Raw genomic sequence first — 21,436 nt, 5'->3', positions numbered from 1 at the left:
ATCAGGACCGGTGCTTCGGCGCGGCGAGCTGTACGAGCCGGGGTTCCGGTGCGGCGCAGCAGCCGCCGGTGTCGGTCTGTGGGGAGTCGGCGGTGTCGAACAGGCCCGCGCCGCCGCAGACTCCGGTCTCGGGGAGGGTGAGTTCGACGCGGTCGGCGGCGTCGAGGTCACCCGCGAGGGCCGCGGCGACGGAGCGGACCTGCTCGTACCCGGTCATGGCGAGGAAGGTGGGGGCGCGGCCGTAGGACTTCATGCCGACCAGGTAGACGCCCTGTTCGGGGTGGGAGAGCGCGCGGTGGCCGTGCGGGTGGACGGTGCCGCAGGAGTGCTGGTTGGGGTCGATCAGCGGGGCGAGTGCCACCGGTGCCTGGAGGCGCTCGTCCAGGCCCAGGCGCAGTTCGTCCAGGAAGGACAGGTCGGGGCGGAAGCCGGTCAGCACGATCACCTCGTCCACCGGGTCGAGGCGGCGGCCGTCCTCGCCGCGGAGGACGAGGCGGCCGTCGGCGTCGCGTTCGAACGCCTCGGTGCGGAAGCCGGTGACCGCGTCGGCGTGCCCCTTTTCGACGGCGGCCTTGGCGGCGAGGCCGAGGGCGCCGCGGGCGGGGAGCTGGTCGGCGGTGCCGCCGCCGAAGGTGGAGCCGGAGATGCCGCGGCGCAGGATCCACACCGCGTGCGTGCCCGTACCGTTCTCGGAGTCGGCCAGCTCGGCGAGGTACGCGAGCGCGGTGAACGCGGAGGCGCCCGAGCCGATGACGGCGGTGCGCCGGCCCGCGTACCGGGCGCGGACGGCCGGGTTCCCCAGGTCCGGCACACGGTAGGTGATCCGGTCGGCCGCCGCCTTCTCACCGAGCGCGGGCAGGCCGCTGCCGCCGGCCGGGCCGGCCGTGGCCCAGGTGCCGGAGGCGTCGATCACGGCGCGGGCGAGGATGCGCTCCTCCCGGCCGTCGGCGTGCTCGACGTGCACGACGAACGGCTGCCGCTCCCGGTCGGCGTCGACGATCCGGTCGCGGCCGGCCCGGGAGACACCGGTGACGGTGGCCCCGGTGCGCACCCGGTCGCCGAGCGCGTCGGCGAGGGGCTGCAGGTACTGCTTGGCCCACTCCCCGCCGGACGGATACGCCGCCGGGTCGGGCCTGGTCCAGCCCGTGGGGGCGAGGAGCTTCCCGGCGGCCGGATCGACGACTTCGCCCCAGGTGGAAAACAGGCGTACGTGGCCCCACGCACGCACGGCCGCGCCGGCCTTGTCGCCCGCTTCGAGAACGAGGGGTGCGATACCGCGCTCGACGAGGTGGGCGGCGGCGGCGAGTCCGACGGGACCGGCCCCGATGACGGCGACGGGGAGCTGCTGGGTGCTCGTGGCCACGACGACTCCTTGATTCGATGCCTGTCGATGTGTCTCTACGCCTCGGAGCTTGCCACCCGTATCGACAGACGTCAACATAGACACATGTCGAAATCAGAGGTCGTGGAGCTCCCCGTCCTTCAGGACCGGGACGTCGTGCCGTGCTGCCCGCCGATCACCGCCGGGGAGCTGTCCCAGGCGGACGCGGAGAAGATGGCCGCCATGTTCAAGGCGCTGTCCGACCCGGTGCGCCTGCGCCTGTTCTCCAAGATCGCCTCGCATCCGGGCGGCGAGGCGTGCGTCTGCGACATCGCGGACGTCGGCGTCTCCCAGCCGACCGTCTCCCATCACCTGAAGAAGCTCCGCGAGGCCGGACTGCTGACCTCCGAACGGCGCGGCACCTGGGTCTACTACCGGGTCGCCCCGTCCGTGGTGGCGGCCATGGCGGCCATGCTCGACCTGCGCGGCTGACCGCCCCCAGGGCCGGCGGCGAGCCCTGCTTGGCCACCCCCGGCCGCCACCACGTCCACGTGCCGCGTCAGCGGGCCGTCGTCATCGCGTCGGCGGTGAATCTCTTGCGCCAGGCGAGCGCGACGTGGACGAGGCCGATCAGGACGGGGACTTCGATGAGCGGGCCGACGACCCCGGAGAGGGCCTGGCCGGAGGTGACGCCGAAGGTGGCGATGGCGACCGCGATGGCCAGCTCGAAGTTGTTGCCCGCCGCCGTGAAGGCAAGGGTCGTGGTGCGGTCGTGGGCCAGGCCGAGACCCTTGCCGAGGAGGAAGGTGCCGAAGAACATGACCGCGAAGTACACCAGCAGCGGCAGCGCGATCCGGGCGACGTCCAGCGGCTGGGAGGTGATGGTCCTGCCCTGGAGGGCGAAGAGAACGACGATCGTGAACAGCAGCCCGTACAGCGCCCAGGGGCCGATCTTCGGCAGGAAGCGGGCCTCGTAGCCCTCGCGGCCCATCTTCCTCTCGCCGATCCGGCGGGTCAGGAAGCCGGCCAGCAGCGGGACGCCCAGGAAGACGACCACGTTGAAGGCGATCTCCCACATCGAGATGTCCAGACGCTCCCCGTCGCCCAGACCCAGCCGGCCGGGCAGCAGGTCGAGGTAGAACCAGCCGAGCAGGCCGAACGCCAGGACCTGGAAAACCGAGTTGAGCGCGACGAGCACGGCCGCGGCCTCGCGGTCGCCGCAGGCGAGGTCGTTCCAGATGATGACCATGGCGATGCAGCGGGCCAGACCGACGATGATCAGACCGGTGCGGTACTCGGGGAGATCCGGCAGGAAGATCCACGCCAGGGCGAACATGACCGCGGGTCCGAGGACCCAGTTGACGACCAGGGAGGAGATCATCAACCTGCGGTCGCCGGTGACGGCGTCCAGCCTGTCGTAGCGGACCTTCGCCAGGACCGGATACATCATGATCAGCAGGCCGAGGGCGATCGGCAGGGAGACACCGCCGACCTCCACCTTCGCCAACGCGTCGTCCAGCCCGGGGATCACCCGTCCGAGGCCCAGGCCGACGGCCATGGCGATGAGGATCCACACCGCCAGGTAGCGGTCGAGGGTGGAGAGCTTCTTGACGATCGAGTCGCCCCCGGCCCCGGCCCGAGCGGAGGTGGTGGGCTCGGTGGAGGTCACGGGCAGGCCCTCTTGTTGCCGGCGGCGGTGCGGGCGGACCCGGCCAGGTCGGCGAACTGCCCGGCGAGCTGGGCGATGACGTCGGGACGCAGCTTGTAGTAGGTGAAGCGCCCGCACGGCTCGGTCTCCACGACCCCGGCCTCGCGCAGGACCCTCAGATGGTTGGAGAGGTTGGTCTGCCGGGCGCCGGTCTCCTCGACGAGGTGGGTGGTGCACAGCGTCTCGCGGGCGAGCAGGGTCACGATCCGCAGCCTGAGCGGGTCGGCCAGCACCCGGATCAGGTCAGCGTCGGCTGACGTCATCATGGGCTGATACTCTCACATCACCCGACACTGATAACAGCCGAGGCTGATCCATGGGCCGGTCGATCCGCCGAACCCGCGACGACATGAAGGCTCGCTCACTCCGTGAAGGAAGCACGCATGCCCTCCGCTCCGCTCGCCTCCGTGCTGTTCGTCTGCGTCCACAACGCCGGCCGCTCCCAGATGGCCGCCGGCTTCCTCCAGCACCTCGCGGGCGACCGCGTCGAGGTCCGCTCGGCCGGCTCCGTCCCGGGCGAGCAGGTCAACCCGGCCGCCGTGGAGGCGATGAAGGAGGTCGGTGTCGACATTGCCGGCGCCAGGCCGAAGGTCCTGACCACCGAGGCCGTCCAGGCGTCCGACTACGTCATCACCATGGGCTGTGGCGACGCCTGTCCCGTCTTTCCCGGCAAGAAGTACCTCGACTGGACCCTGGAAGACCCGGCCGGCCAAGGCGTCGACGCCGTCCGCCCGATCCGCGACGAGATCAGGGCTCGCGTCGAGGCCCTCGTCGCCGAGATCGACGCGCGGCAGGGGGCGTGACCGGGCGCGGCCTCAGTGACCGACTCACGCTTCCTCAGTGTCCGCCGGTGAGCTGTCCGGCGAGGCGCCGGCGCATGTCGGCGCTGGGCGGGTTCAGGCCCACGATGGTGACCTTCTTGCCGCGTTGGGCGTACTTGGTCTCGATCGCGTCCAGCGCGGCGACCGATGACGCGTCCCAGATGTGGGTGCCGGAGAGGTCGATGACGACGTCGTCGGGGTCGTCCTTGTAGTCGAACTGGTAGACGAGGTCGTTGGAGGAGGCGAAGAACAGCTCCCCGGTGACCGAGTAGACGACCTGCTTGCCCTCGGGGTCGACGACGCCGGAGACGTGGGCCAGGTGGGCGACCCGCTTGGCGAAGATGATCATCGCGGCGATGGTGCCGACGACCACCCCGATGGCCAGGTTGTGGGTGGTGACCACACACGCGACGGTGATGACCATGACGACGGTCTCGCCGACCGGCATCCGCTTGAGCGTCCTGGGCCGGATCGAGTGCCAGTCGAAGGTGCCGACCGAAACCATGATCATGACGGCGACCAGGGCGGCCATCGGGATGTCGGACACGACGGGGCCGAAGACGACCACCAGGATGATCAGGAAGGTGCCGGCCAGGAAGGTGGAGAGGCGGGTGCGGGCGCCCGAGACCTTCACGTTGATCATGGTCTGGCCGATCATGGCGCAGCCGCCCATGCCGCCGAAGAAGCCGGTGACGATGTTGGCGATGCCCTGACCGATCGACTCACGGGTCTTGCCCGAGCGGGTGTCGGTGATGTCGTCGACCAGCTTGGCCGTCATCAGCGACTCCATCAGGCCCACCAGCGCCATGGCGAGCGCGTACGGGGCGATGGTCGTCAGCGTGTCCAGGGTGAACGGAACGTCCGGCAGGCTCGGCACCGGCAGGGAGGACGGCAGCTCGCCCTTGTCGCCCACGTCGGGGACGGCGATGCCCGCACCCACGGTGATCACGGTCAGGATGACGATGGAGACCAGCGGTGCCGGGATCACCCTGGTGACCTTCGGGAAGAACACCATCAGGGCCAGGCCGGCGGCGATGAGCGGATAGACCGCCCAGGGCACGTCGTGCATCTCCGGCACCTGGGCCATGAAGATCAGGACGGCCAGGGCGTTGACGAAGCCCACCATGACGCTGCGCGGCACGAACCGCATCAGCCTGGCGATCCCGAGCGCGCCGAGGATCACCTGGAAGACGCCCGCGAGGATGACGGCGGCGACCAGGTACCCGAAGCCGTACTCGTGGTTGAGCGGCGCGATGACCAGGGCGACGGCGCCGGTGGCGGCGGAGATCATCGCCTTGCGGCCGCCCACGACGGAGATGACGACGGCCATCGTGAAGGAGGCGAACAGGCCGATCTCGGGGTCGACGCCGGCGATGATCGAGAACGAGATCGCCTCCGGGATGAGCGCCAGGGCGACGACCAGCCCGGCCAGTACCTCGGTGCGCACGACCTTGGGTGACGCCAGCCACTCGGGCCTGGACAGGCGGGGCTTGAATGCTTGGGACAGCGGTGAGGACATGCAACCGTTCCTGTTCAGGCGCACGCGTCCGTTGCCGCTGGACACACGCGCTCGGCGTACGTGATCCCGGTGAGGAATCGTCCGGCGGTCCAGCCGCCTCGGCGGGGGCCCTGCCGGACAGGGCGGCAACTCTCAGGTCGCCGGTCGGGCATCATTGCCCGGAGGTCTTCAGCGCCGCCATGGACACTCTACCCTGACGTAAGGGCAGAGTGTGTTCTCGAAGCCCAGGCGGACCGAACGGACAGAGACGGCAGGACGATGACGGAACAGCGGCACATGCAGATCGGCGAGGTGGCCGAACGGACCGGTTTGTCGCTGCGTACGATCCGTCACTACGAAGAGGTCGGCCTGGTCATTCCCTCGGCCCGCAGCAAGGGCGGTTTCCGCCTCTACACGGAGTCCGATGTCGACCGGCTCATGGTGATCCGCCGCATGAAGCCGCTGGACTTCTCCCTCGAGGAGATGCGGGACCTGCTGGACATCACCGACCGGCTCGCCGCACCCGGTGAGCCACCGGTCGGCGAGGAGAGGGAACGGCTGCGGGAGCGTCTCGACTCCTACCGGAAGGTGGCCGACGCGCGCTGCGAGACCTTGCGCGCGCGCCTGACGATGGCCGAGGACTTCGCCGCCACCCTGCGGCGAAGGCTCGAGACCGACTCCCGGCAGGCAGCGGCCCGCACGGTGGCGGGCGAGGGAGAGGCGAACGGATGAGTCTGCGTTTCGAGGAGATCGACTGGCGGCAGACGCCGATCGGTGACATCAGCCTGCGAAGGCGCCGCCATCCGGCGACGGGCGAGGACGTCTACGAGGTGAAACTGGACGACGAGTTCCTGATGTCCAGCCTCTTCACGGCCGGCGAGATCGCGCTGGCCGAACTGGGGCTGGCGAGGCTGCCGGACACCCGGCTGGACGTGGCCGTCGGCGGACTCGGACTGGGATACACCGCCCGGGCCGCGCTGGACGACCCCCGGACGGGCACCCTCACGGTGATCGACGCACTCGCCGAAGTCATCGACTGGCACCGGCGCGGGCTGGTCCCCCTCGGTACCGCGCTGACCTCCGACGCGCGCTGCCGACTGGTGCACGGCGACTTCTTCGCGTTGGCCGCCGACCCCGGTGGACTGGACCCGACGATGCCGGGCCGTCGTTTCCACGCGGTCCTGCTGGACATCGACCACTCGCCGAGCCACGTACTCAACCCCCGCCACGCCGCCCTCTACCGGCCCGCCGGGCTCCGCGCTCTGGCAACGCACCTCCACCCCGGCGGAGTGTTCGCCCTGTGGTCGAACGACCCGCCGGACGAGCAGTTCACCTCCGCGCTCGCGGACGCCTTCGCCGCACCGCAGGCTCACGTCGTCACGTTCGACAATCCTCTCCAGGGCGGCACCGCGACCAACACCGTGTACGTGGCGCACAAGAAGTAGCCGCCCCGGCGTCGGCGGAGGTGGAGGGCCCGGCTCGTCACACGGGCTGTTCGGGGATCGTCGGGAGAACCTTCTCGGCGATGTCCAGGAGGGCGGTGTCGTCCGGGAGGGCTCCGGAGGCGCTCCACACGGTGATGTCGTAGTAGCCGCCCTGGTCCTTCTCGTCCAGGGCCACGGACAAGGTGCGGGCCAGGGGGCCCTGTTCGACCGGTCCGCCGGAGCTGCCGCCCCCCAGGTTGATCTCGATCTTCATGGTGTGGTCCGAGGCGAGGACCGCGGGCCGGCCGAGGACGGACAGTGTCTTGACGTCCGTCTCCTCGCCGTACTTCATCAACTTGACGTACTGGGCGATCGACAACTGGTTGTACGTGACCGAGACGTTCACGGTGTACGTGTCGAACTGGACCTCGGCCCCCGGCTGGGCGACCTTCCCGTCGGTCAGCGGGGCGGTGTCGCTGGTGCCGGAGGCCACGGTCGCGGTCTCCGCGGGCGTCCCGAGGAGCTGGGCCAGGTCGGACCTGTTGAGCGCCTTGCACAGTTCCTCGCCGGTCACGGCTCGGGGCGTCTTCTTGTAGGCGGCCGGCAGTTTCTCGTCCTCACCGCTCGCACACGAGGCGGCCCGCGGTGTGCCGTCGTCCTCGGAGGGCAGCAGGTTCGGGCCCAGCCACGCCGCCGCCCCGAGTGCCGCGAAGACGGCCACGGCCGCGAACGCCTGGCCCCACGCGTTGGGTTCCTTCTCCGGAGCGGTCGGGGTGGTGGGGCGCGGCGCAGCCGGGCGCTGCGGCTGGGGCTGGGGCTGGGGTTCCGGCTGGGGTTCCGGCTGCCGCTGGGGCTGGAGTTCCGGCTGCCGCTGGGGCTGGAGTTCCGGCTGCGGTTGCGGGGCCGTAGTACGGCGTGCGCGCAGGGCCTGGGCCACCGTGTGGATCCGCACCGCGGTGAACACCAGGAAGGCCAGACCGATCCCGGCCGCCACCCACTCGCCGTCGCGGTAGGCGAGATACATGATGCGCACGCCGAAAACGGACCCGACGACGATGAGCAGCGGCTCGCGGACCCAGAAGGGCAGGAGACGGACGAGGAAACCGAGCATCCGGCGATCTCACCAGGCCAAGATCGCGTTTGCTGTGACGGAAGCCACAGTTCCGGCCCGGTACTCAACCGTGATGGAACGGGGCTCGCGGGGGCGGTCCCCTCCCCCGTCGCCATCGACCCGTTGCGCTTCTGACTGGCGCATCAGTCAGCTGCTCAATAATGCTCTGCATCAGGGGATTCCTTCTCCCTTTCCGTTGAGTTTTCCGCAACACATGTCTAGGGTCGTGCCCGTGGAAACCGACGACGCCCCCGACGGCGCACCGATCGCCGACACCGCCGCCCGCGTCCGCGAGGTCATCGCGGTCGCGGGCGTCAGCCAGCGCGAGTTCGCGCGCCGTGTCGTCATGGATCCGTCCAAACTGTCGCGTTCGCTGAGCGGCACCCGTCGCTTCACGGCCGCGGAGCTGGCCCGGATCGCCGACGAGGGGCGGGTGGACGCGGGCTGGCTGCTCGGCACCCGGCCCCGCGAGAAGGACACGGAGCCGTCCGCCGGGGTCGAGGGCGGGCGGCCGCTGCAGATCGTCCGCGAGACGGTCCGGCTGATCGCGGAGCACGGCTTCCACGCGGTGCGGGTCGCCGACATCGCCCGCGCCTGCGCCACCAGCAGCGCCGCGATCCACTACCACTTCCCCGGCCGCGCCGAACTCCTGGAGGCGGCCGTGCGCTGGTGCATGGACGAGGACACCGCGCGCCGTGCCGCCCGGCTCGCCGAGGCGGACGACGCGGCGGCGGAGCTGCGCCAGCTCATCGCGCTGCAGACGCCGCGCACCGCGCAGCAGCGCCGCCAGTGGGCGGTGTGGCTCGACCTGTGGGCCGAGGCCGCCCGCTCGACCGCGGTGGGCCGGCTGCACTCCGAGTACTACCGGCAGTGGCGGGAGACCGTCGCCGACGTCGTACGCCGGGGTGTCGCACAGGGCGTGTTCCGCGCCGGGCTCGATCCGCAGGCGGCGGCACTGACGCTCACCGCGCTGATCGACGGCCTGGCGACACACGTCCTCTCGGTGAGCGGGCCGTCGTCCGCCGCGGCCGCGGACGCGATGCACGCGGCGCTGACCACCCATGTCACCGACACGATTCTGGCCCCGTAGACCGGACCGAAGCAGACCGAAGCCGGGCCGGTAGCCGGCCCAGTGGCAACAAAAGCCCCGACCCCGGGAGTTCCCGTATGCCCATGACCGAGAACGTCATCATCACCTGCGCGCTCACCGGCGCCGGCGACACCGTCCGCAAGAGCCCCCACGTGCCCGTCACCCCGGAGCAGATAGCCAGGAACGCCGTGGAGGCGGCCGCCGCCGGAGCGGCCGTCGTCCACATCCACGTACGCGACCCGGAGACCGGCGATCCGTCCCGCGACCCGAAGCTGTACCGGGAGGTCGTCGAGCGCGTCAAGGAGACCGGCACCGACGTCGTCATCAACCTCACCGCCGGCATGGGCGGCGACCTGGTCATCGACCCGGACGACCCGCTCACCCACCTCCCCGGCACCGACCTCGTCAGCGGGCTGGAACGGCTTCCGCACGTCGAGGACCTGCTTCCGGACATCTGCACGCTGGACTGCGGTTCGCTCAACTTCGGCGACGGCTCGAACCTCTACGTCTCCACGCCCGACATGCTGCGCGCGGGCGCGCGGCGCATCCAGGAGCTGGGTGTACGGCCCGAGCTGGAGATCTTCGACACGGGGCAGCTCTGGTTCGCCAAGCAGTTGCTCGCGGAGGGCCTGCTCGACGACCCGACGGTGTTCCAGCTCTGCATGGGCATCCCGTGGGGCGCGCCCGCGGACCCCGGGGTGCTCCAGTCGATGGTCGCCATGCTTCCGGAGGGCGCGCGTTGGGCGAGCTTCGCGCTCGGCCGGATGCAGATGCCGTGGGTCGCCCAGTCGATCCTGCTCGGCGGTCACGTCCGCGTGGGCCTGGAGGACAACCTGTACCTCGGCAAGGGCAACAAGGCGACCAACGCCCAGCTCGTCGAGCGGGCGGTGACCATCACCGAGTCGATCGGCGCCCGCGTCGCGACGCCGGACGAGGCCCGCGCCGTCCTCGGTCTCAAGCCCCGCAAGTAGCCCGCGTGTCCGCCCGGACGACAAAGGATTCCCTCATGACCTCACCCGAGAACGTCCGCCGCGTCGCCTGCGTCGGCGCCGGAGTCATCGGCGGCGGCTGGGTCGCCCACTTCCTGGCGCGCGGCTACGACGTGACCGCCTGGGACCCGGCGCCCGACGCCTCGCGGAAACTGCGCCGCCTGGTCGACGCGGCCTGGCCGACGCTCACCCTCCTCGGCCTCGCCGACGGCGCGTCGACCGACCGGCTCACCGTGACCGACACCCTCGAACAGGCCGTCGCCCACGCCGACTTCGTCCAGGAGAGCGCGCCCGAGAAGCTCGACCTCAAGCGTGACCTGCTGGCCCGCCTGGACGCGGCGACACCGCCAGGCGTCGTCATCGCCTCCTCCACCTCCGGCTATCCGATGACCGACATGCAGACGACGGCCGCCGACCCGTCCCGCCTGGTCGTCGGGCATCCGTTCAACCCGCCCTATCTCATCCCGCTGGTCGAGGTCGTCGGCGGCGAGCGCACCGACGCGGCGGCCATCTCCTGGGCCGCCCGCTTCTACGAGGTCGCGGGCAAGTCCGTCATCACGATGGACAACGAGGTACCGGGGTTCATCGCGAACCGCCTCCAGGAGGCCCTGTGGCGCGAGGCGCTGCACATGGTCGCGAACGGCGAGGCGACGGTCCGGGACATCGACCTGTCGATCACCGAGGGTCCGGGGCTGCGCTGGGCGGTGATGGGGCCGATGCTGACCTTCGCGCTCGCGGGCGGCGAGGGCGGCATGGCACACATGCTGGACCACTTCGGCCCGTCCCTGAAGTCGCCGTGGACGCGCCTCGAAGCGCCGGAGCTGGACAAGGAGTTGTACGACGCCGTGGTGGCGGGCTGCGACGAGGCGGCGGACGGCCGTTCCCTCGCGGACCTGGTGGCCGAACGCGACCGGGGCGTCGTCGACGTGCTGCGCGCCACCGGCCGCCTGGACCGCGCGGAGGGCTCCCGATGACGAGGCTCCCCCTGTTCCACAGCACGGTCCGCCCGGAGTGGATCGACTACAACGGCCATCTGAGCGAGGCCTTCTACGTCCTCGTCTTCGGCCACGCCACGGACGCGCTGATGACCGGAACGGGTCTGGACTCCGGCTACCGCGAGACCACGGGCTGCTCCCTCTACACGGCCGAGTCCCACGTCCGTTTCCTGCGGGAAGTGCCCGCGGCCTCGCATCTCGCCGTCCGTACCCGGGTGCTGGGCGCGGCGGCGCGCAAGGCGCGCTTCACGCACGAGATGTACGTGGTGTCCGGACCGGAGTCGGAGCCGCCGTCCGGCGCGGTCCCGGTGGCGACGACGGAGCTGCTCGCGGTCCACGTCGACCAGCGGGCGGGCCGGGCCGCCGAGTTCCCGGACGCGGTGCGGCGCCGCTTCACGGAACTGACCGAACCGGCTCCGGAGTGGGCGGGCCGCTCGATCTCCGCCCTGGCCTAGACCTATTTTGTCTAGACCTCTTGCCCGCCCGTGATGCGCAGGCTACGTTTCCCGCTGTTCGGCGTCCTTCAAGTTTCCTTCAACTCCCTTGACGAGCAAGGCTGGAAGGAGCATGCCCGCATGCAGGACCGGAGTCTGTCCAGACGGACCGTTCTCGCCTCCGCGACCGTGGTCGCCGCGAGCACGGCGGGTGCCGTGGGGGTGACGGCCACCCCCGCGGCCGCGCACGGGCGCGACCACCGCCTCAAGAAGATCATCTCCAGGATGAGCATCGAGGCCAGGATCGGCCAGCTGTTCGTCCCGTACTTCTACGGCACGTCGGCGACTTCCCCCAGCCAGTTCGACCAGGACCGCAACCTCCGAGAACTCGGCGTCCGCACGGTGGCCGAGCTGATCGCCAAGTACCACGTGGGCGGGGTCATCCTCTTCTCCGGCTGGGCGAACAACATCCAGGACCCCCGGCAGGTCGCGGACCTGACGAACGGCGTGCAGCGGGCCTCGCTGGCCCTGCCCACCCCCGTCCCGTCCCTGATCTCCATCGACCAGGAACACGGGGCGAACGTCCGCATCGGCAGCGGCGCCACCCAGTTGCCGGGTGCGATGGCGCTCGGCGCGGGCCGCTCGCCCTCCGACGCGCGCACCGCCGGGCGGATCTCGGGCACCGAACTCGCCGCCCTGGGCATCCACCAGAACTTCGCCCCGGTCGCCGACGTCAACGTGAATCCGGCCAACCCCGTCATCAACGTCCGTTCCTTCGGCGCCGACGCCCGCCAGGTCGGTCGTATGGTGGCCGCGCAGGTGACGGGTTACCAGCAGAGCGGCGTGGTGGCCTGCGCCAAGCACTTCCCGGGCCACGGGGACACCGGACAGGACAGCCACACCGGACTGCCGGTGATCACCCACACCCGCGAGGAGTGGGACCGCGTCGACGCCCCGCCCTTCCGGGCCGCGATCGCCGCCGGCGTCGACTCGATCATGACCGCGCACCTCCAGGTCCCCGCGCTCGACCCCAGCAACGAACCGGCCACCCTGTCGCCCGCGATCCTCCAGGGCGTACTGCGCGACGAACTCGGCTTCGACGGCGTCATCGTCACCGACGCCCTCAACATGGCCGGTGTGCGCACCAAGTACGGCGACGACCGCGTGCCCGTCCTCGCCCTCAAGGCCGGCGTCGACCAGCTGCTGTTCCCGCCGGACATCGACGTCGCCTACCACGGCGTCCTGGCCGCCGTACGCGGCGGGGAGATCACCGAGGACCGGCTCGACGAGTCGGTCCTGCGCATCCTGCGCGTCAAGGACAAGGTCGGCCTGCTCCGTGGCAGCCCCTACACCTCCCCGAGGGAGGTCGACCGGGTCGTCGGCGCCCGCGGGCACCGGCTCGCCGCCGCCCGGATCGCCGAGCGCACCACCACCCTGCTGGTCAACGAGGACAACGCGCTCCCGCTGCGCCGCGGGCAGCGGAAGCTGCTCGTGACCGGCGCCAGTCCCGCCTTCCCGACCGACGACACCCGCACCTCGGTGCCCGAGCTGGCCAAGGCGTTCGAGGAGCTGGGCTACCGCACCACCCACCTCGCCACCGGCCGGGAGCCCGACGCGGCGAAGATCGACGAGGCCGTGGCCGCCGCACGGGGACGGGACGCGGTGGTCGTCACCACCGACAACGTCGGCGCCACCAGTGCCCAGCGCACCCTGGTGTCCCGGCTGCGCGCGACGGGCGTCCCCGTCGTCCACCTCGCGGTGCGCAACCCCTACGACATCGCCCACCTCGGCGACATCCCGGCCTCGCTGGCCTGCTACTGCTGGACCGAGGTCGAACTGCGCGCCGCCGCTCGGGTGATCGCCGGCCGGGTCGAGCCGCGCGGCAAGCTGCCCGTGCCCGTCCAGCGGGCCGACGACCCGACCGAGCTCCTCTTCCGCATCGGGCACGGGCTGTCGTACGACGGCTGACGCCCGGGGGCGCCGGGTCAGACGACCGGCCGTTCCAAGGGCGCCTCCGTCTCGTCGTTCTCCGTCTCGTCGTTCTCGGACTTGTCGTTCTCGGACTTGTCGCGCTCGGACTGGTCGCTCTCGGACTGGTCGCTTTCGCCGAGGAAGCCGCCCGACTGGTGCTGCCACAGCCTGGCGTAGGCGCCGTCCGTCGCGAGCAGTTCCTGGTGGGTCCCCTGCTCCACGACGCGTCCGCGGTCCAGGACGACGAGGCGGTCCATGCCGGCGACGGTGCTCAGACGGTGGGCGACCACGAGGGCCGTGCGTCCGTCCATCAGCCGCCACAGGGCGTCCTGGACGAGGAGTTCGCTCTCCGAGTCCAGGGCGCTGGTCGCCTCGTCGAGCAGCAGGATCGGGGCGTCGCGCAGGACGGCCCTGGCGAGGGCGACGCGCTGGCGCTGGCCGCCGGACAGCTTCACCCCTCTCTCCCCCACCAGCGTGCCGAAGCCGTCGGGGAGCTGTTCGGCGAACTCCGTGACGTGCGCGGCCGCGGCGGCCGCGTGGATCTCCTCGTCGGTGGCGCCCGGCCGGGCGAAGGCGATGTTGTCCCGCAGGCTGCGGTGGAACATGGCGGGTTCCTGCGGGACGTAGGCGATCAGTGAGCGCAGGTCGGTCTGGCGCAGCCGGCTGATGTCCTGACCGCCGATCAGGATGCGTCCGTGGTCGATGTCCGACATCCGCAGCAGGAGCCGGGTGAGGGTGGTCTTGCCGCCGCCGGACCTGCCGACCAGGCCGATCCGGGCGCCCGCGGGCACGTCCAGGCCGAGTCCCTGGAAGATGGGCTTCGCTCCCGTGTGGGCGAAGGTCACCGCCTCGAAGCGGATGCCGGTGTCCCGCGGCGCGAGGGGTTCGGGTGCGTCGGCGTCCAGCACGGTGGGCGGGTCGAGCAGCAGCTCCGTGAACTGGGCGGCCTCGGTCATCGAGCTCTCCAGCCGCCGGTAGATCTGGTTGAACTCGAACATGATCTGGGTGGCGTTGGAGTAGTAGGTGAAGGCGACGACGACCTCCTCCACTCCCTGGCCCGGACCGCCGAAGGCGATGGCGACCAACAGGCCCAGTACGTTGGTCAGTACGGACATGGGCGCGATCAGGACGTCCACGCGCAGGTTGCCGTAGTCCCACGACCTCAGGGTCAGGCGCCGGGAGTCCGCGACCCGGCTGCGGTGTTCGGCGGCCTCCCGCCGCTCGGCCGCGAAGGCCCGGATGGTCTCCATGTTCATGAGGCTGTCGGCGACATGGCCGGAGACCCGGGCGATGGCGGCCTCCCGGTCGTTGACGAGCCTCTGCCGACGGCGGATCAGCGGCGTCGCCATCACCACGGTCAGCGCGATCATGACGAACAGGCCGACGACGAGCATCGGTTCGTAGCTCCACAGCACCACGGCACCGAACACCAGGGGGACCAGGCTGCCCACGATCCGGTACGTCACGGTGTCGACGAAGTCCTCGAAGCGCTTGCCGTAGCTGAGCACCCGCTTGGTCAGGGAGCCGGCGAAGTTGTCGTGGAAGAACGCGGCGTCCTTGGCGAGGAGTTCGTCCATGCCGCTCACGTACAGGTGCTCCATGCCGAGGGCGTCCACGCGGTTCAGGCAGTGCTGCCCGATGCGCCAGACGGCCTCGGCGAGCAGCAGCGTCACGCCGAAGCCCAGCACGTACGGCAGCGCCGGGCCGAGGGTGAGGCCGCCCTCGTCGGCGGCCTGTCCGGCCAGCTTGGCGATCAGCAGCGGGGCGACGTAGCGGATACCGATGTTGCCCACGGCCGGCAGCAGCAGCGCGGGCAGGGCCAGTCGTCGTAGTCGCAGCAGTTCCCGGCCGTAGTGGCGCAGCGCCAGGACGACGGCGCTCCTGCCCGGCGCCGGTCCTCGCGTCTCTGTTGTCCCCATCACACTCCCGGAGGTTCGCAAGCCGGAAGTTTCCCGTCGGACGGGGTGCACAGTCCAGGCATTTACCGCGCACCAGCGAGAACCGGACACCGTACGGCCCGCCTTCGGCGCAACGTGACATTGTATGGTGAGGGCCAATTGTCTGGTCGGACGCAGGAGCGTGGATGCCGCATCTCAAGTCCCAGGCGATCTCCGTCCAGGCCCATCTGCGTGATCAGGTCGCCGACGCGCTGCGGGCCGCGCTCATCGCCGGTGATCTGCGGCCCGGTGTCGTCTACTCCGCGCCCACCCTGGCCGCGGAACTCGGCGTCTCCGCCACTCCGGTGCGCGAGGCCATGCTGGACCTGGCCCGGGAGGGGCTGGTCGAAGCGGTGCGCAACAAGGGGTTCCGCGTCACCGAGATGACCGAGCGGGACCTCGACGAGTTCACCGAGATCCGGACGCTGATCGAGGTTCCCACCGTGGGACGCGTCGCCGCCACCGCGACCGTCGAGCAGCTGGAGGCCCTCCGGCCGCTGGCGCGGCAGATCGTCACCGCGGCCCGCGAGCACGACGTCCTCGCGTACCTCGAAGCCGATCACCGCTTCCACCTCGAACTGCTGGGCCTGGCCGGCAACCACCATCTGGTGGAGGTGGTGGCCGGCCTGCGCAAGCGTTCCCGCCTGTTCGGGCTGGGCAGCCTCGACGAGGCGGGGCGGCTGGTCGCGTCCGCCCAGGAGCACGTCGACCTGCTGGATCTGATGGTGGCGGGCCGCGGCCGGGAGGCCGAGGAGTGCATGCGCCGCCATCTCGCGCACGTCCGCACGCTCTGGGCGGACGGCACCGCCGAGTCCGTCAGAGAGTGAAGCCCGCCGGGTAGGGGTCCGTGGGGTCGAGCAGGTACTGGGCGGTGCCGGTGATCCAGGCGCGGCCGGTGACGGACGGCAGGACGGCCGGGCGGTCCCCGACCGTCGTCTCCCCCAGGACCCGCCCGACGAACCGGGAGCCGATGAAGGACTCGTTGACGAAGTCCTCACCGGCCGGCAGCAGACCGCGGGCGTGCAGTTGCGCCATCCGGGCGCTGGTGCCCGTGCCGCAGGGCGACCGGTCGAACCATCCCGGATGGATCGCCATGGCGTGCCGTGAGTGCCGCGCGGTCGATCCGGGGGCCTCCAGGTAGACGTGGTGGCACACGTCGATCTCCGGATTCTCCGGGTGGGACACCGGGTTCTGCTTGTTGACCGCGTCCATGACGGCCAGCCCGGCGTCGAGCAGCCGCTGCTTGTGCGCCCGCTCGAAGGGGATGCCGAGGTCGTCGGTGCGGACGACGGCGTAGAAGTTGCCGCCGTAGGCGATGTCGTAGCGCACCGCCCCGTATCCGGGGACGTCGACGACCTGGTCGAGTGCGTGGCAGTACGAGGCGACGTTCTCCAGGGTCACCGACTCGGCGTGGCCCTCGCGCACCCGCACCCGGGCGGTGACCAGTCCCGCCGGGGTGTCGAGCCGCACCAGGGTCTCCGGCTCGGTCACCTCGACCATGCCGGTCTCGACGAGGACCGTCGCGACCCCGATGGTCCCGTGCCCGCACATCGGCAGACAGCCGGAGACCTCGATGAACAGGACGCCGTAGTCGGCGTCCGGCCGGGTAGGGGGTTGCAGAATCGCCCCGGACATCGAGGCGTGTCCGCGCGGTTCGCACATCAGCAGGGTGCGCAGGTGGTCGCGTTCGGCGACGAACCGCCGGCGTCGCTCGAACATCGTCGCGCCGGGGAGGACGCCCACACCGCCCGTGATCACGCGGGTGGGCATGCCCTCGGTGTGCGAGTCGACGGCGTGGTAGCAGACCGTCGAGCGCATCGTCAGTTCACCCCGGCGTCGACGAGGGCCTGGGTGGCGGCCCGTACGACGGCTTCCGTCTCCGGAGCCAGCGGCTGCCGGGGCGGACGGCAGACACCGCCGCGGCGGCCGGTCATCTCCTGGCCGAGCTTGATGGCCTGGACGAACTCCGTCTTGCTGTCCCACCGCAGTACGGGGTGCAGTTGACGGTAGAGCGGCAGCGCGGTCTCCAGGTCGCCCCGGACGGACGCCTCGTACAGCGCGAGGCAGGCCCGGGGGAAGACCTGCGGGTACCCGGCGACCCAGCCCTTGGCACCGGCCACGGCGACCTCCAGCACGGTGTCGTCGGTGCCGATCATGAGGTCGAGGCCGGGGGCCAGCTCGGAGATCTCGTAGCAGCGCCGCACATCGCCGGAGAACTCCTTGACCCCGACGATGAACCCCTCGGCGTGCAGCTTGGCCAGCAGGTCGGGGCGCAGGTCCACCTTGGTGTCGATGGGGTTGTTGTACGCGGTGACGGGCAGGCCCACCGAGGCCACCCGTTCGAAGTGTTCGAGCACCGCGCGGTCGTCGGCGCGGTAGGCGTTGGGGGGCAGGCACATGACCGCCTGGCAGCCCGCGTCCTTGGCGAACCTGGCGTGCCGCTCGGCCTCGCGGCCGCCGTAGGCGCCGACGCCCGGCATGACGGTGAACCCTTCGGGCGCGTTGGCGAGGGCGGTCTCGACGACGCGGTCGCGCTCCTCGTACGTGAGGGTCTGGTACTCGCCCAGGGAACCGTTCGGCGCCACGCCGTGCATCCCCTGCTCGGCGAGGTGGGCGACGCTCTCGCCGTAGGCCGCGAAGTCGACCGAGAGGTCGTCGTGGAACGGCAGGCTGGTCGCGACGATGACGCCGTGCCAGGGCTTGCGGGTCTCGCTCATGAACACTCCTTGTCGGTTGCACCGTTGTCCGTCGATGCCGTCGATGCCGTCGATGCCGTCGGTCCCGAAGGTGCCGCCGGGGCTTCGTCGAGGTCGGCGAGCGCCCCGAGGGTGACGGGCGTCGCGACGAGCCGTTCCGCGGGCTGGTAGGCCCGCCGCCGCTCCGTGAGGCAGTGCACGGCGGGCCCGCACATCCGGCCCTGGCACCAGCCCATGCCGGCCCGGGTCAGTTGCTTGACCTGCCGGTGGTCGTGGGCGCCGTCGGCGCGGGCGGCGCGGATCGCCCCGGCGGTCACCTCCTCGCAGCGGCACACGACGGTCTCGTCGGTCAGCCACGAGGGCCAGGCGGGAGGGAGCGGGTGGGCCAGGGCCATCGCCCGGGCGAAGGCCCGCTGCCGGGTCACCGCCGAACGCACCGCGGCCGGCCGCTTGTCCGCCGGTACGGGGGTGGTGCGGGAGTCGGCGAGGACCGACCGGGCGGCCAGCCGGCCCTCGTTCACGGCGAGGGCCGCCCCGCCCACACCGCAGGTCTCCCCCGCGGCGTAGAGACCGGGGACGGTGGTGCGCTGGCCGCCGTCGACCGCGACGACCGCGTTGCCGTCCGCCGAGTCGGTGAGGGCACAGCCGAGGGGGACGAGCAGGTCGAGTTGGGGTGCGAAGCCCCAGCCGACGCCGACGGCGTCGACCTCGACACGTCGTTCCGTACCGGGACGCGGGCTGCCGTCCGGCGCCAGCGAGGCGATCCGCACCGCGGTCACGCGTTCGCCGCCCTCCGCGGCGACGATCGCCGTGCGCGGGCGGACGGGGACGCGGTGGCGCACGAGCGCGGCGGCGTACCCGGCTCCCTCGGCCCACTTGCCGGGGTTGCGCAGCAGCGGGCCGGGGTGCCGCAGCCACGCCTTCGGGTGGGCCGCCTCGCACACCGCGACGACCTCGACGCCGCGCGCCGCGAGTCCGGCGGCGACCGGCAGCAGGAACGGGCCGGTGCCGCCCAGCGCCACGCGGCTTCCGGCCGCCACTCCGCCGCCCTTGAGCAGCGCCTGGAGGCCGCCGGCGGTCAGTACGCCGGGCAGGTCCCAGCCCGGGAAAGGCAGTTGACGGTCATAGGCGCCGGTGGCGATCAGGAGCCTGGGCGTCCGCAGGACGAGGGCGGTCTCCCGCGGCGCCTCGCGACGGTCCACCGCGTGGACCGCGAACCCGTCGTCCTCGCGGACGGCGGACCACACGTGGTGTCCCAGGCGCAGGTCGAGCCGGCCCGCGGCACGGCCCGCAGCCAACGCCGCGCACAGGGCGCGGTACCGGCGCAGTCCGTGGTGCAGGTCGTCGGTCGGGACGGCCGCGCGTGCGTGCTCCGGCGGGTGCCGCCAGTACTGACCGCCGAGGGCGGTGCCGGAGTCCAGCAGCACGACGCGCAGTCCCCCGGCCAGCGCCGTGGCCGCGGCGGCCATGCCGGCCGGGCCCGCTCCCACGACGACGAGGTCCGCCGGCTCACTCATCGTCGCCCTCCTGGGTCGTGACGGTCATGCCCGGCCGGGCCGGCACCAGGCAGGCGCGCTGTCCGCGGGCTCCGTCGACGGTGACGAGGCAGTCGAAGCACACGCCGATGCCGCAGAAGACCCCCCGCGGGCGGTGTCCGACGCGGGTGGTGCGCCAGGCGAAGCGGCCCGTGGCCACGAGGGCCGCGGCGACGGTCTGTCCCTCGACGAACGGCAGGGGTTCGCCGTCGACGACGATCTCGCTCACTGGGGAGCACCTCCGGCGGTCAGGAAGCGGTCGGGGAGAAGACCGGTGTGGGCGGCCGGATCGGCGCCGCGCCAGGGGCGGCCGAGCAGGTGGGCCGTGACGAGCGCGCCGGTCCCGGGGGCGAGCCCGATGCCCGCCCCCTCGTGACCGCACGCGTGGACGACGCCCGGCACGCGCGGGTCGGGGCCCACCACCGGCAGGTGGTCCGGGCAGTACGGCCGGAACCCGCGGTAGGCGCGCATCAGATGGACTCCGCGCAGGAACGGGAAGAGCCGGCACGCCTGGGCCGCGAGCCTGGTGACCACGGCGGTGTTCATCGTGGTGTCGAAGCCGACGCGTTCCCGGCTGGCTCCGATGAGGATCGTGCCGCCGCGGGTGCCCTCGACGACGCACGAGGTCTCCAGTCCGGCGTCGGAGGAGGCGACGTTGGCGACGTAGTCGGCGGAGTAGACCTTGTGGCGGACCATCGGCGGCAGCGGTTCGGTCACCAGGACGAAGCCGCGGCGCGGCAGCACCTCGATGGGAGCGCCGAGCCGTCGGCCGACCTCGCCGCCCCAGGTTCCGGCGGCGTTGACGACGGCGTCGGCGGGCAGCACGTCGCCGGCGGCCGTCCGGACGCCGGTGACGTGGCCGTCCCGGCCGGTCACCGCCCCGGCCACCTCGCCCGGGTGGAAGCGCGCACCGTGCCGTACGGCGGCTCGGAGCAGGGCGGCCGCCGCCAGCACCGGCTGCACCTGCGCGTCCTGCGGGTAGTGGACGCCGCCGGGGATGCCGGGCGCGAGGTGGGGTTCGAGGTCCCGCACCCGGTCCACCTGCTCGACGCGGACTCCCGCCGCCTCCTGGCGGGCGGCGAACTCCTGGAGCGCGGCGAGGCCTTCGGAGCCGCTCGCGACGACCAGGCCGCCCTTCGGCTCCAGTTCGAAGGTGTCGGGGCCCAACTCCCGGCCCGCCTCGTCCCACAGCGTGCGACTCAGCCGGGCCAGGTCGAGTTCGGGGCCGGGTTCCTTGTCGGAGAGGAGGACGTTGCCCTCCCCGCGGCTCGTCGTCCCGGCGCCGACGGGCCCGCGGTCGGTGACCGTGACGTCCATGCCCGCCGATGCGGCGTGGAAGGCACAGGCGGCTCCGACGACTCCCGCGCCCACGACGACGACCTTCAGGGTCAACGGCTCCTCCTCCGCGCACGCACCACACTGTGCAATGTCACATGCCATGGGTGAGGCTATACATCCGGCAGGCGGAAGACAACGCCCCCTTCGTCCCCGGCGGTCGGAGGGGTCAGAGATCGACTCGGGTGCCCAGGCCGGTCAGGGCGCCGACCGGGTCGAGGTCGGGAGTACCGCGCGGCCACCAGTCCGCACGGCCGGGCTCCGACTCGTACGCGTACCAGAGCCCCGTCCGGCCGAGTCTGAGCTGGACATGGCCCCGGGGGTGGGTGAGGCGGTTGCGCCAGGGGCGGAAGGCGGGGAGGTCGGCGGCGAGCAGCAGCGGGCGGGCGCGGTCGAACCGGCCGGCCGGCGGGTCCCAGGGCTCCTCCAGGACGTCGAGTCCCTCCGGCCCGCCCTGCCGCCAGGCGGCGACGGCCCGTGCCAGCTCCGCCGTGTCGCGCCCGGTGGCCGAGGCGAGCGACGCGTAGAGCGCGCGGGTGCCCGCGGTGAGGCCGGAGCCGGGGCGCGCGGC

21 protein-coding genes and 1 pseudogene are annotated in these 21,436 nt (G+C 71.8%); 10 read left to right on the top strand and 12 right to left on the bottom strand.

Going from position 1 to position 21,436, the window contains the following annotated elements; genetic code table 11:
• Position 1: 1 nt before the first annotated feature.
• A complete protein-coding gene (locus BZZ08_RS10480; RefSeq protein ID WP_241965430.1) occupies positions 2–1,363 on the bottom strand; it encodes an NAD(P)-binding domain-containing protein in 1,362 nt (453 codons plus the stop codon).
• 84 nt (positions 1,364–1,447) lie between these two features.
• Here BZZ08_RS10480 and BZZ08_RS10475 point away from each other — a divergent pair, with 84 nt between their 5' ends.
• Complete coding sequence (locus BZZ08_RS10475) at positions 1,448–1,813, top strand: ArsR/SmtB family transcription factor (protein ID WP_104631898.1); 366 nt, start codon at positions 1,448–1,450, stop codon at positions 1,811–1,813.
• Between the two features lie 67 nt (positions 1,814–1,880).
• On the opposite strand, the gene arsB is transcribed toward BZZ08_RS10475, so the two are convergent.
• The gene (gene arsB, locus BZZ08_RS10470; protein ID WP_104631897.1) at positions 1,881–2,990 is read right to left on the bottom strand and encodes an ACR3 family arsenite efflux transporter; all 1,110 of its coding nucleotides are present in this window, start codon (positions 2,988–2,990) and stop codon (positions 1,881–1,883) included.
• Positions 2,987–3,295 (bottom strand): ArsR/SmtB family transcription factor, encoded by a 309-nt coding sequence (locus BZZ08_RS10465; protein ID WP_104631896.1) that lies wholly within the window; start codon positions 3,293–3,295, stop codon positions 2,987–2,989. Before BZZ08_RS10465 ends, arsB begins: the two co-directional genes overlap by 4 nt.
• 117 nt (positions 3,296–3,412) lie before the next feature.
• Between BZZ08_RS10465 and BZZ08_RS10460 the strand changes: the two genes are divergently transcribed.
• The gene (locus BZZ08_RS10460; RefSeq protein ID WP_104631895.1) at positions 3,413–3,832 is read left to right on the top strand and encodes an arsenate reductase ArsC; all 420 of its coding nucleotides are present in this window, start codon (positions 3,413–3,415) and stop codon (positions 3,830–3,832) included.
• A gap of 34 nt (positions 3,833–3,866) precedes the next feature.
• On the opposite strand, the gene BZZ08_RS10455 is transcribed toward BZZ08_RS10460, so the two are convergent.
• Entirely contained in the window at positions 3,867–5,369 is a 1,503-nt protein-coding gene (locus tag BZZ08_RS10455; RefSeq protein WP_104631894.1) for a SulP family inorganic anion transporter, read from the bottom strand.
• Positions 5,370–5,627: 258 nt separating this feature from the next.
• Between BZZ08_RS10455 and BZZ08_RS10450 the strand changes: the two genes are divergently transcribed.
• A complete protein-coding gene (locus tag BZZ08_RS10450; protein WP_104631893.1) occupies positions 5,628–6,080 on the top strand; it encodes a MerR family transcriptional regulator in 453 nt (150 codons plus the stop codon).
• Entirely contained in the window at positions 6,077–6,793 is a 717-nt protein-coding gene (locus tag BZZ08_RS10445) for a spermidine synthase (RefSeq protein ID WP_104631892.1), read from the top strand. The genes BZZ08_RS10450 and BZZ08_RS10445 overlap by 4 nt, the downstream gene beginning before the upstream one ends.
• Before the next feature lie 37 nt (positions 6,794–6,830).
• Here BZZ08_RS10445 and BZZ08_RS38960 read toward each other — a convergent pair whose 3' ends face one another.
• Positions 6,831–7,883, bottom strand: a complete 1,053-nt coding sequence (locus BZZ08_RS38960; protein ID WP_198601398.1) for a DUF6215 domain-containing protein — start codon at positions 7,881–7,883, stop codon at positions 6,831–6,833.
• A gap of 232 nt (positions 7,884–8,115) precedes the next feature.
• On the opposite strand from BZZ08_RS38960, the gene BZZ08_RS10435 reads away from it, so the two are divergent.
• The 5 genes from BZZ08_RS10435 (at position 8,116) to BZZ08_RS10415 (ending at position 13,359) form a co-directional block, all read left to right on the top strand.
• Complete coding sequence (locus tag BZZ08_RS10435; protein WP_104631891.1) at positions 8,116–8,973, top strand: TetR/AcrR family transcriptional regulator; 858 nt, start codon at positions 8,116–8,118, stop codon at positions 8,971–8,973.
• Between the two features lie 77 nt (positions 8,974–9,050).
• A complete protein-coding gene (locus tag BZZ08_RS10430; RefSeq protein WP_104631890.1) occupies positions 9,051–9,944 on the top strand; it encodes a 3-keto-5-aminohexanoate cleavage protein in 894 nt (297 codons plus the stop codon).
• A 35-nt stretch (positions 9,945–9,979) separates the two neighbouring features.
• The gene (locus tag BZZ08_RS10425) at positions 9,980–10,936 is read left to right on the top strand and encodes a 3-hydroxyacyl-CoA dehydrogenase NAD-binding domain-containing protein (protein WP_104631889.1); all 957 of its coding nucleotides are present in this window, start codon (positions 9,980–9,982) and stop codon (positions 10,934–10,936) included.
• On the top strand, positions 10,933–11,412 hold the full coding sequence (locus BZZ08_RS10420; protein WP_104631888.1) for a thioesterase family protein: 480 nt from the start codon (positions 10,933–10,935) through the stop codon (positions 11,410–11,412). Before BZZ08_RS10425 ends, BZZ08_RS10420 begins: the two co-directional genes overlap by 4 nt.
• A gap of 120 nt (positions 11,413–11,532) precedes the next feature.
• Positions 11,533–13,359, top strand: coding sequence for a glycoside hydrolase family 3 protein (locus BZZ08_RS10415; protein ID WP_104631887.1), 1,827 nt, complete (start codon positions 11,533–11,535; stop codon positions 13,357–13,359).
• A 17-nt stretch (positions 13,360–13,376) separates the two neighbouring features.
• Here the strand turns inward: BZZ08_RS10415 and BZZ08_RS10410 are convergent, their stop codons facing one another.
• Entirely contained in the window at positions 13,377–15,281 is a 1,905-nt protein-coding gene (locus BZZ08_RS10410; RefSeq protein ID WP_241965429.1) for an ABC transporter ATP-binding protein, read from the bottom strand.
• 164 nt (positions 15,282–15,445) lie between these two features.
• Between BZZ08_RS10410 and BZZ08_RS10405 the strand changes: the two genes are divergently transcribed.
• The gene (locus tag BZZ08_RS10405) at positions 15,446–16,126 is read left to right on the top strand and encodes a GntR family transcriptional regulator (RefSeq protein ID WP_104631886.1); all 681 of its coding nucleotides are present in this window, start codon (positions 15,446–15,448) and stop codon (positions 16,124–16,126) included.
• Here BZZ08_RS10405 and BZZ08_RS10400 read toward each other — a convergent pair.
• From BZZ08_RS10400 to BZZ08_RS10375, 6 genes and pseudogenes are all read right to left on the bottom strand, one after another.
• Complete coding sequence (locus BZZ08_RS10400; protein WP_104631885.1) at positions 16,116–17,117, bottom strand: proline racemase family protein; 1,002 nt, start codon at positions 17,115–17,117, stop codon at positions 16,116–16,118. The genes BZZ08_RS10405 and BZZ08_RS10400 overlap by 11 nt on opposite strands.
• Before the next feature lie 2 nt (positions 17,118–17,119).
• On the bottom strand, positions 17,120–18,016 hold the full coding sequence (locus BZZ08_RS10395; RefSeq protein WP_104631884.1) for a dihydrodipicolinate synthase family protein: 897 nt from the start codon (positions 18,014–18,016) through the stop codon (positions 17,120–17,122).
• On the bottom strand, positions 18,013–19,512 hold the full coding sequence (locus BZZ08_RS10390) for an FAD/NAD(P)-dependent oxidoreductase (protein WP_104631883.1): 1,500 nt from the start codon (positions 19,510–19,512) through the stop codon (positions 18,013–18,015). Before BZZ08_RS10390 ends, BZZ08_RS10395 begins: the two co-directional genes overlap by 4 nt.
• A complete protein-coding gene (locus BZZ08_RS10385; protein WP_104631882.1) occupies positions 19,505–19,759 on the bottom strand; it encodes a (2Fe-2S)-binding protein in 255 nt (84 codons plus the stop codon). Before BZZ08_RS10385 ends, BZZ08_RS10390 begins: the two co-directional genes overlap by 8 nt.
• Positions 19,756–20,916, bottom strand: a complete 1,161-nt coding sequence (locus BZZ08_RS10380; protein WP_198601404.1) for an NAD(P)/FAD-dependent oxidoreductase — start codon at positions 20,914–20,916, stop codon at positions 19,756–19,758. Before BZZ08_RS10380 ends, BZZ08_RS10385 begins: the two co-directional genes overlap by 4 nt.
• A gap of 118 nt (positions 20,917–21,034) precedes the next feature.
• A pseudogene (locus tag BZZ08_RS10375) lies at positions 21,035–21,436 on the bottom strand (hypothetical protein); the annotation flags it as partial.

This window comes from Streptomyces sp. MH60, from assembly GCF_002939385.1.
Lineage (GTDB): Bacteria > Actinomycetota > Actinomycetes > Streptomycetales > Streptomycetaceae > Streptomyces.
The sequence above is the reverse complement of the archived record's forward strand: the minus strand, read 5'-3'. Positions and strand labels throughout refer to the sequence as shown.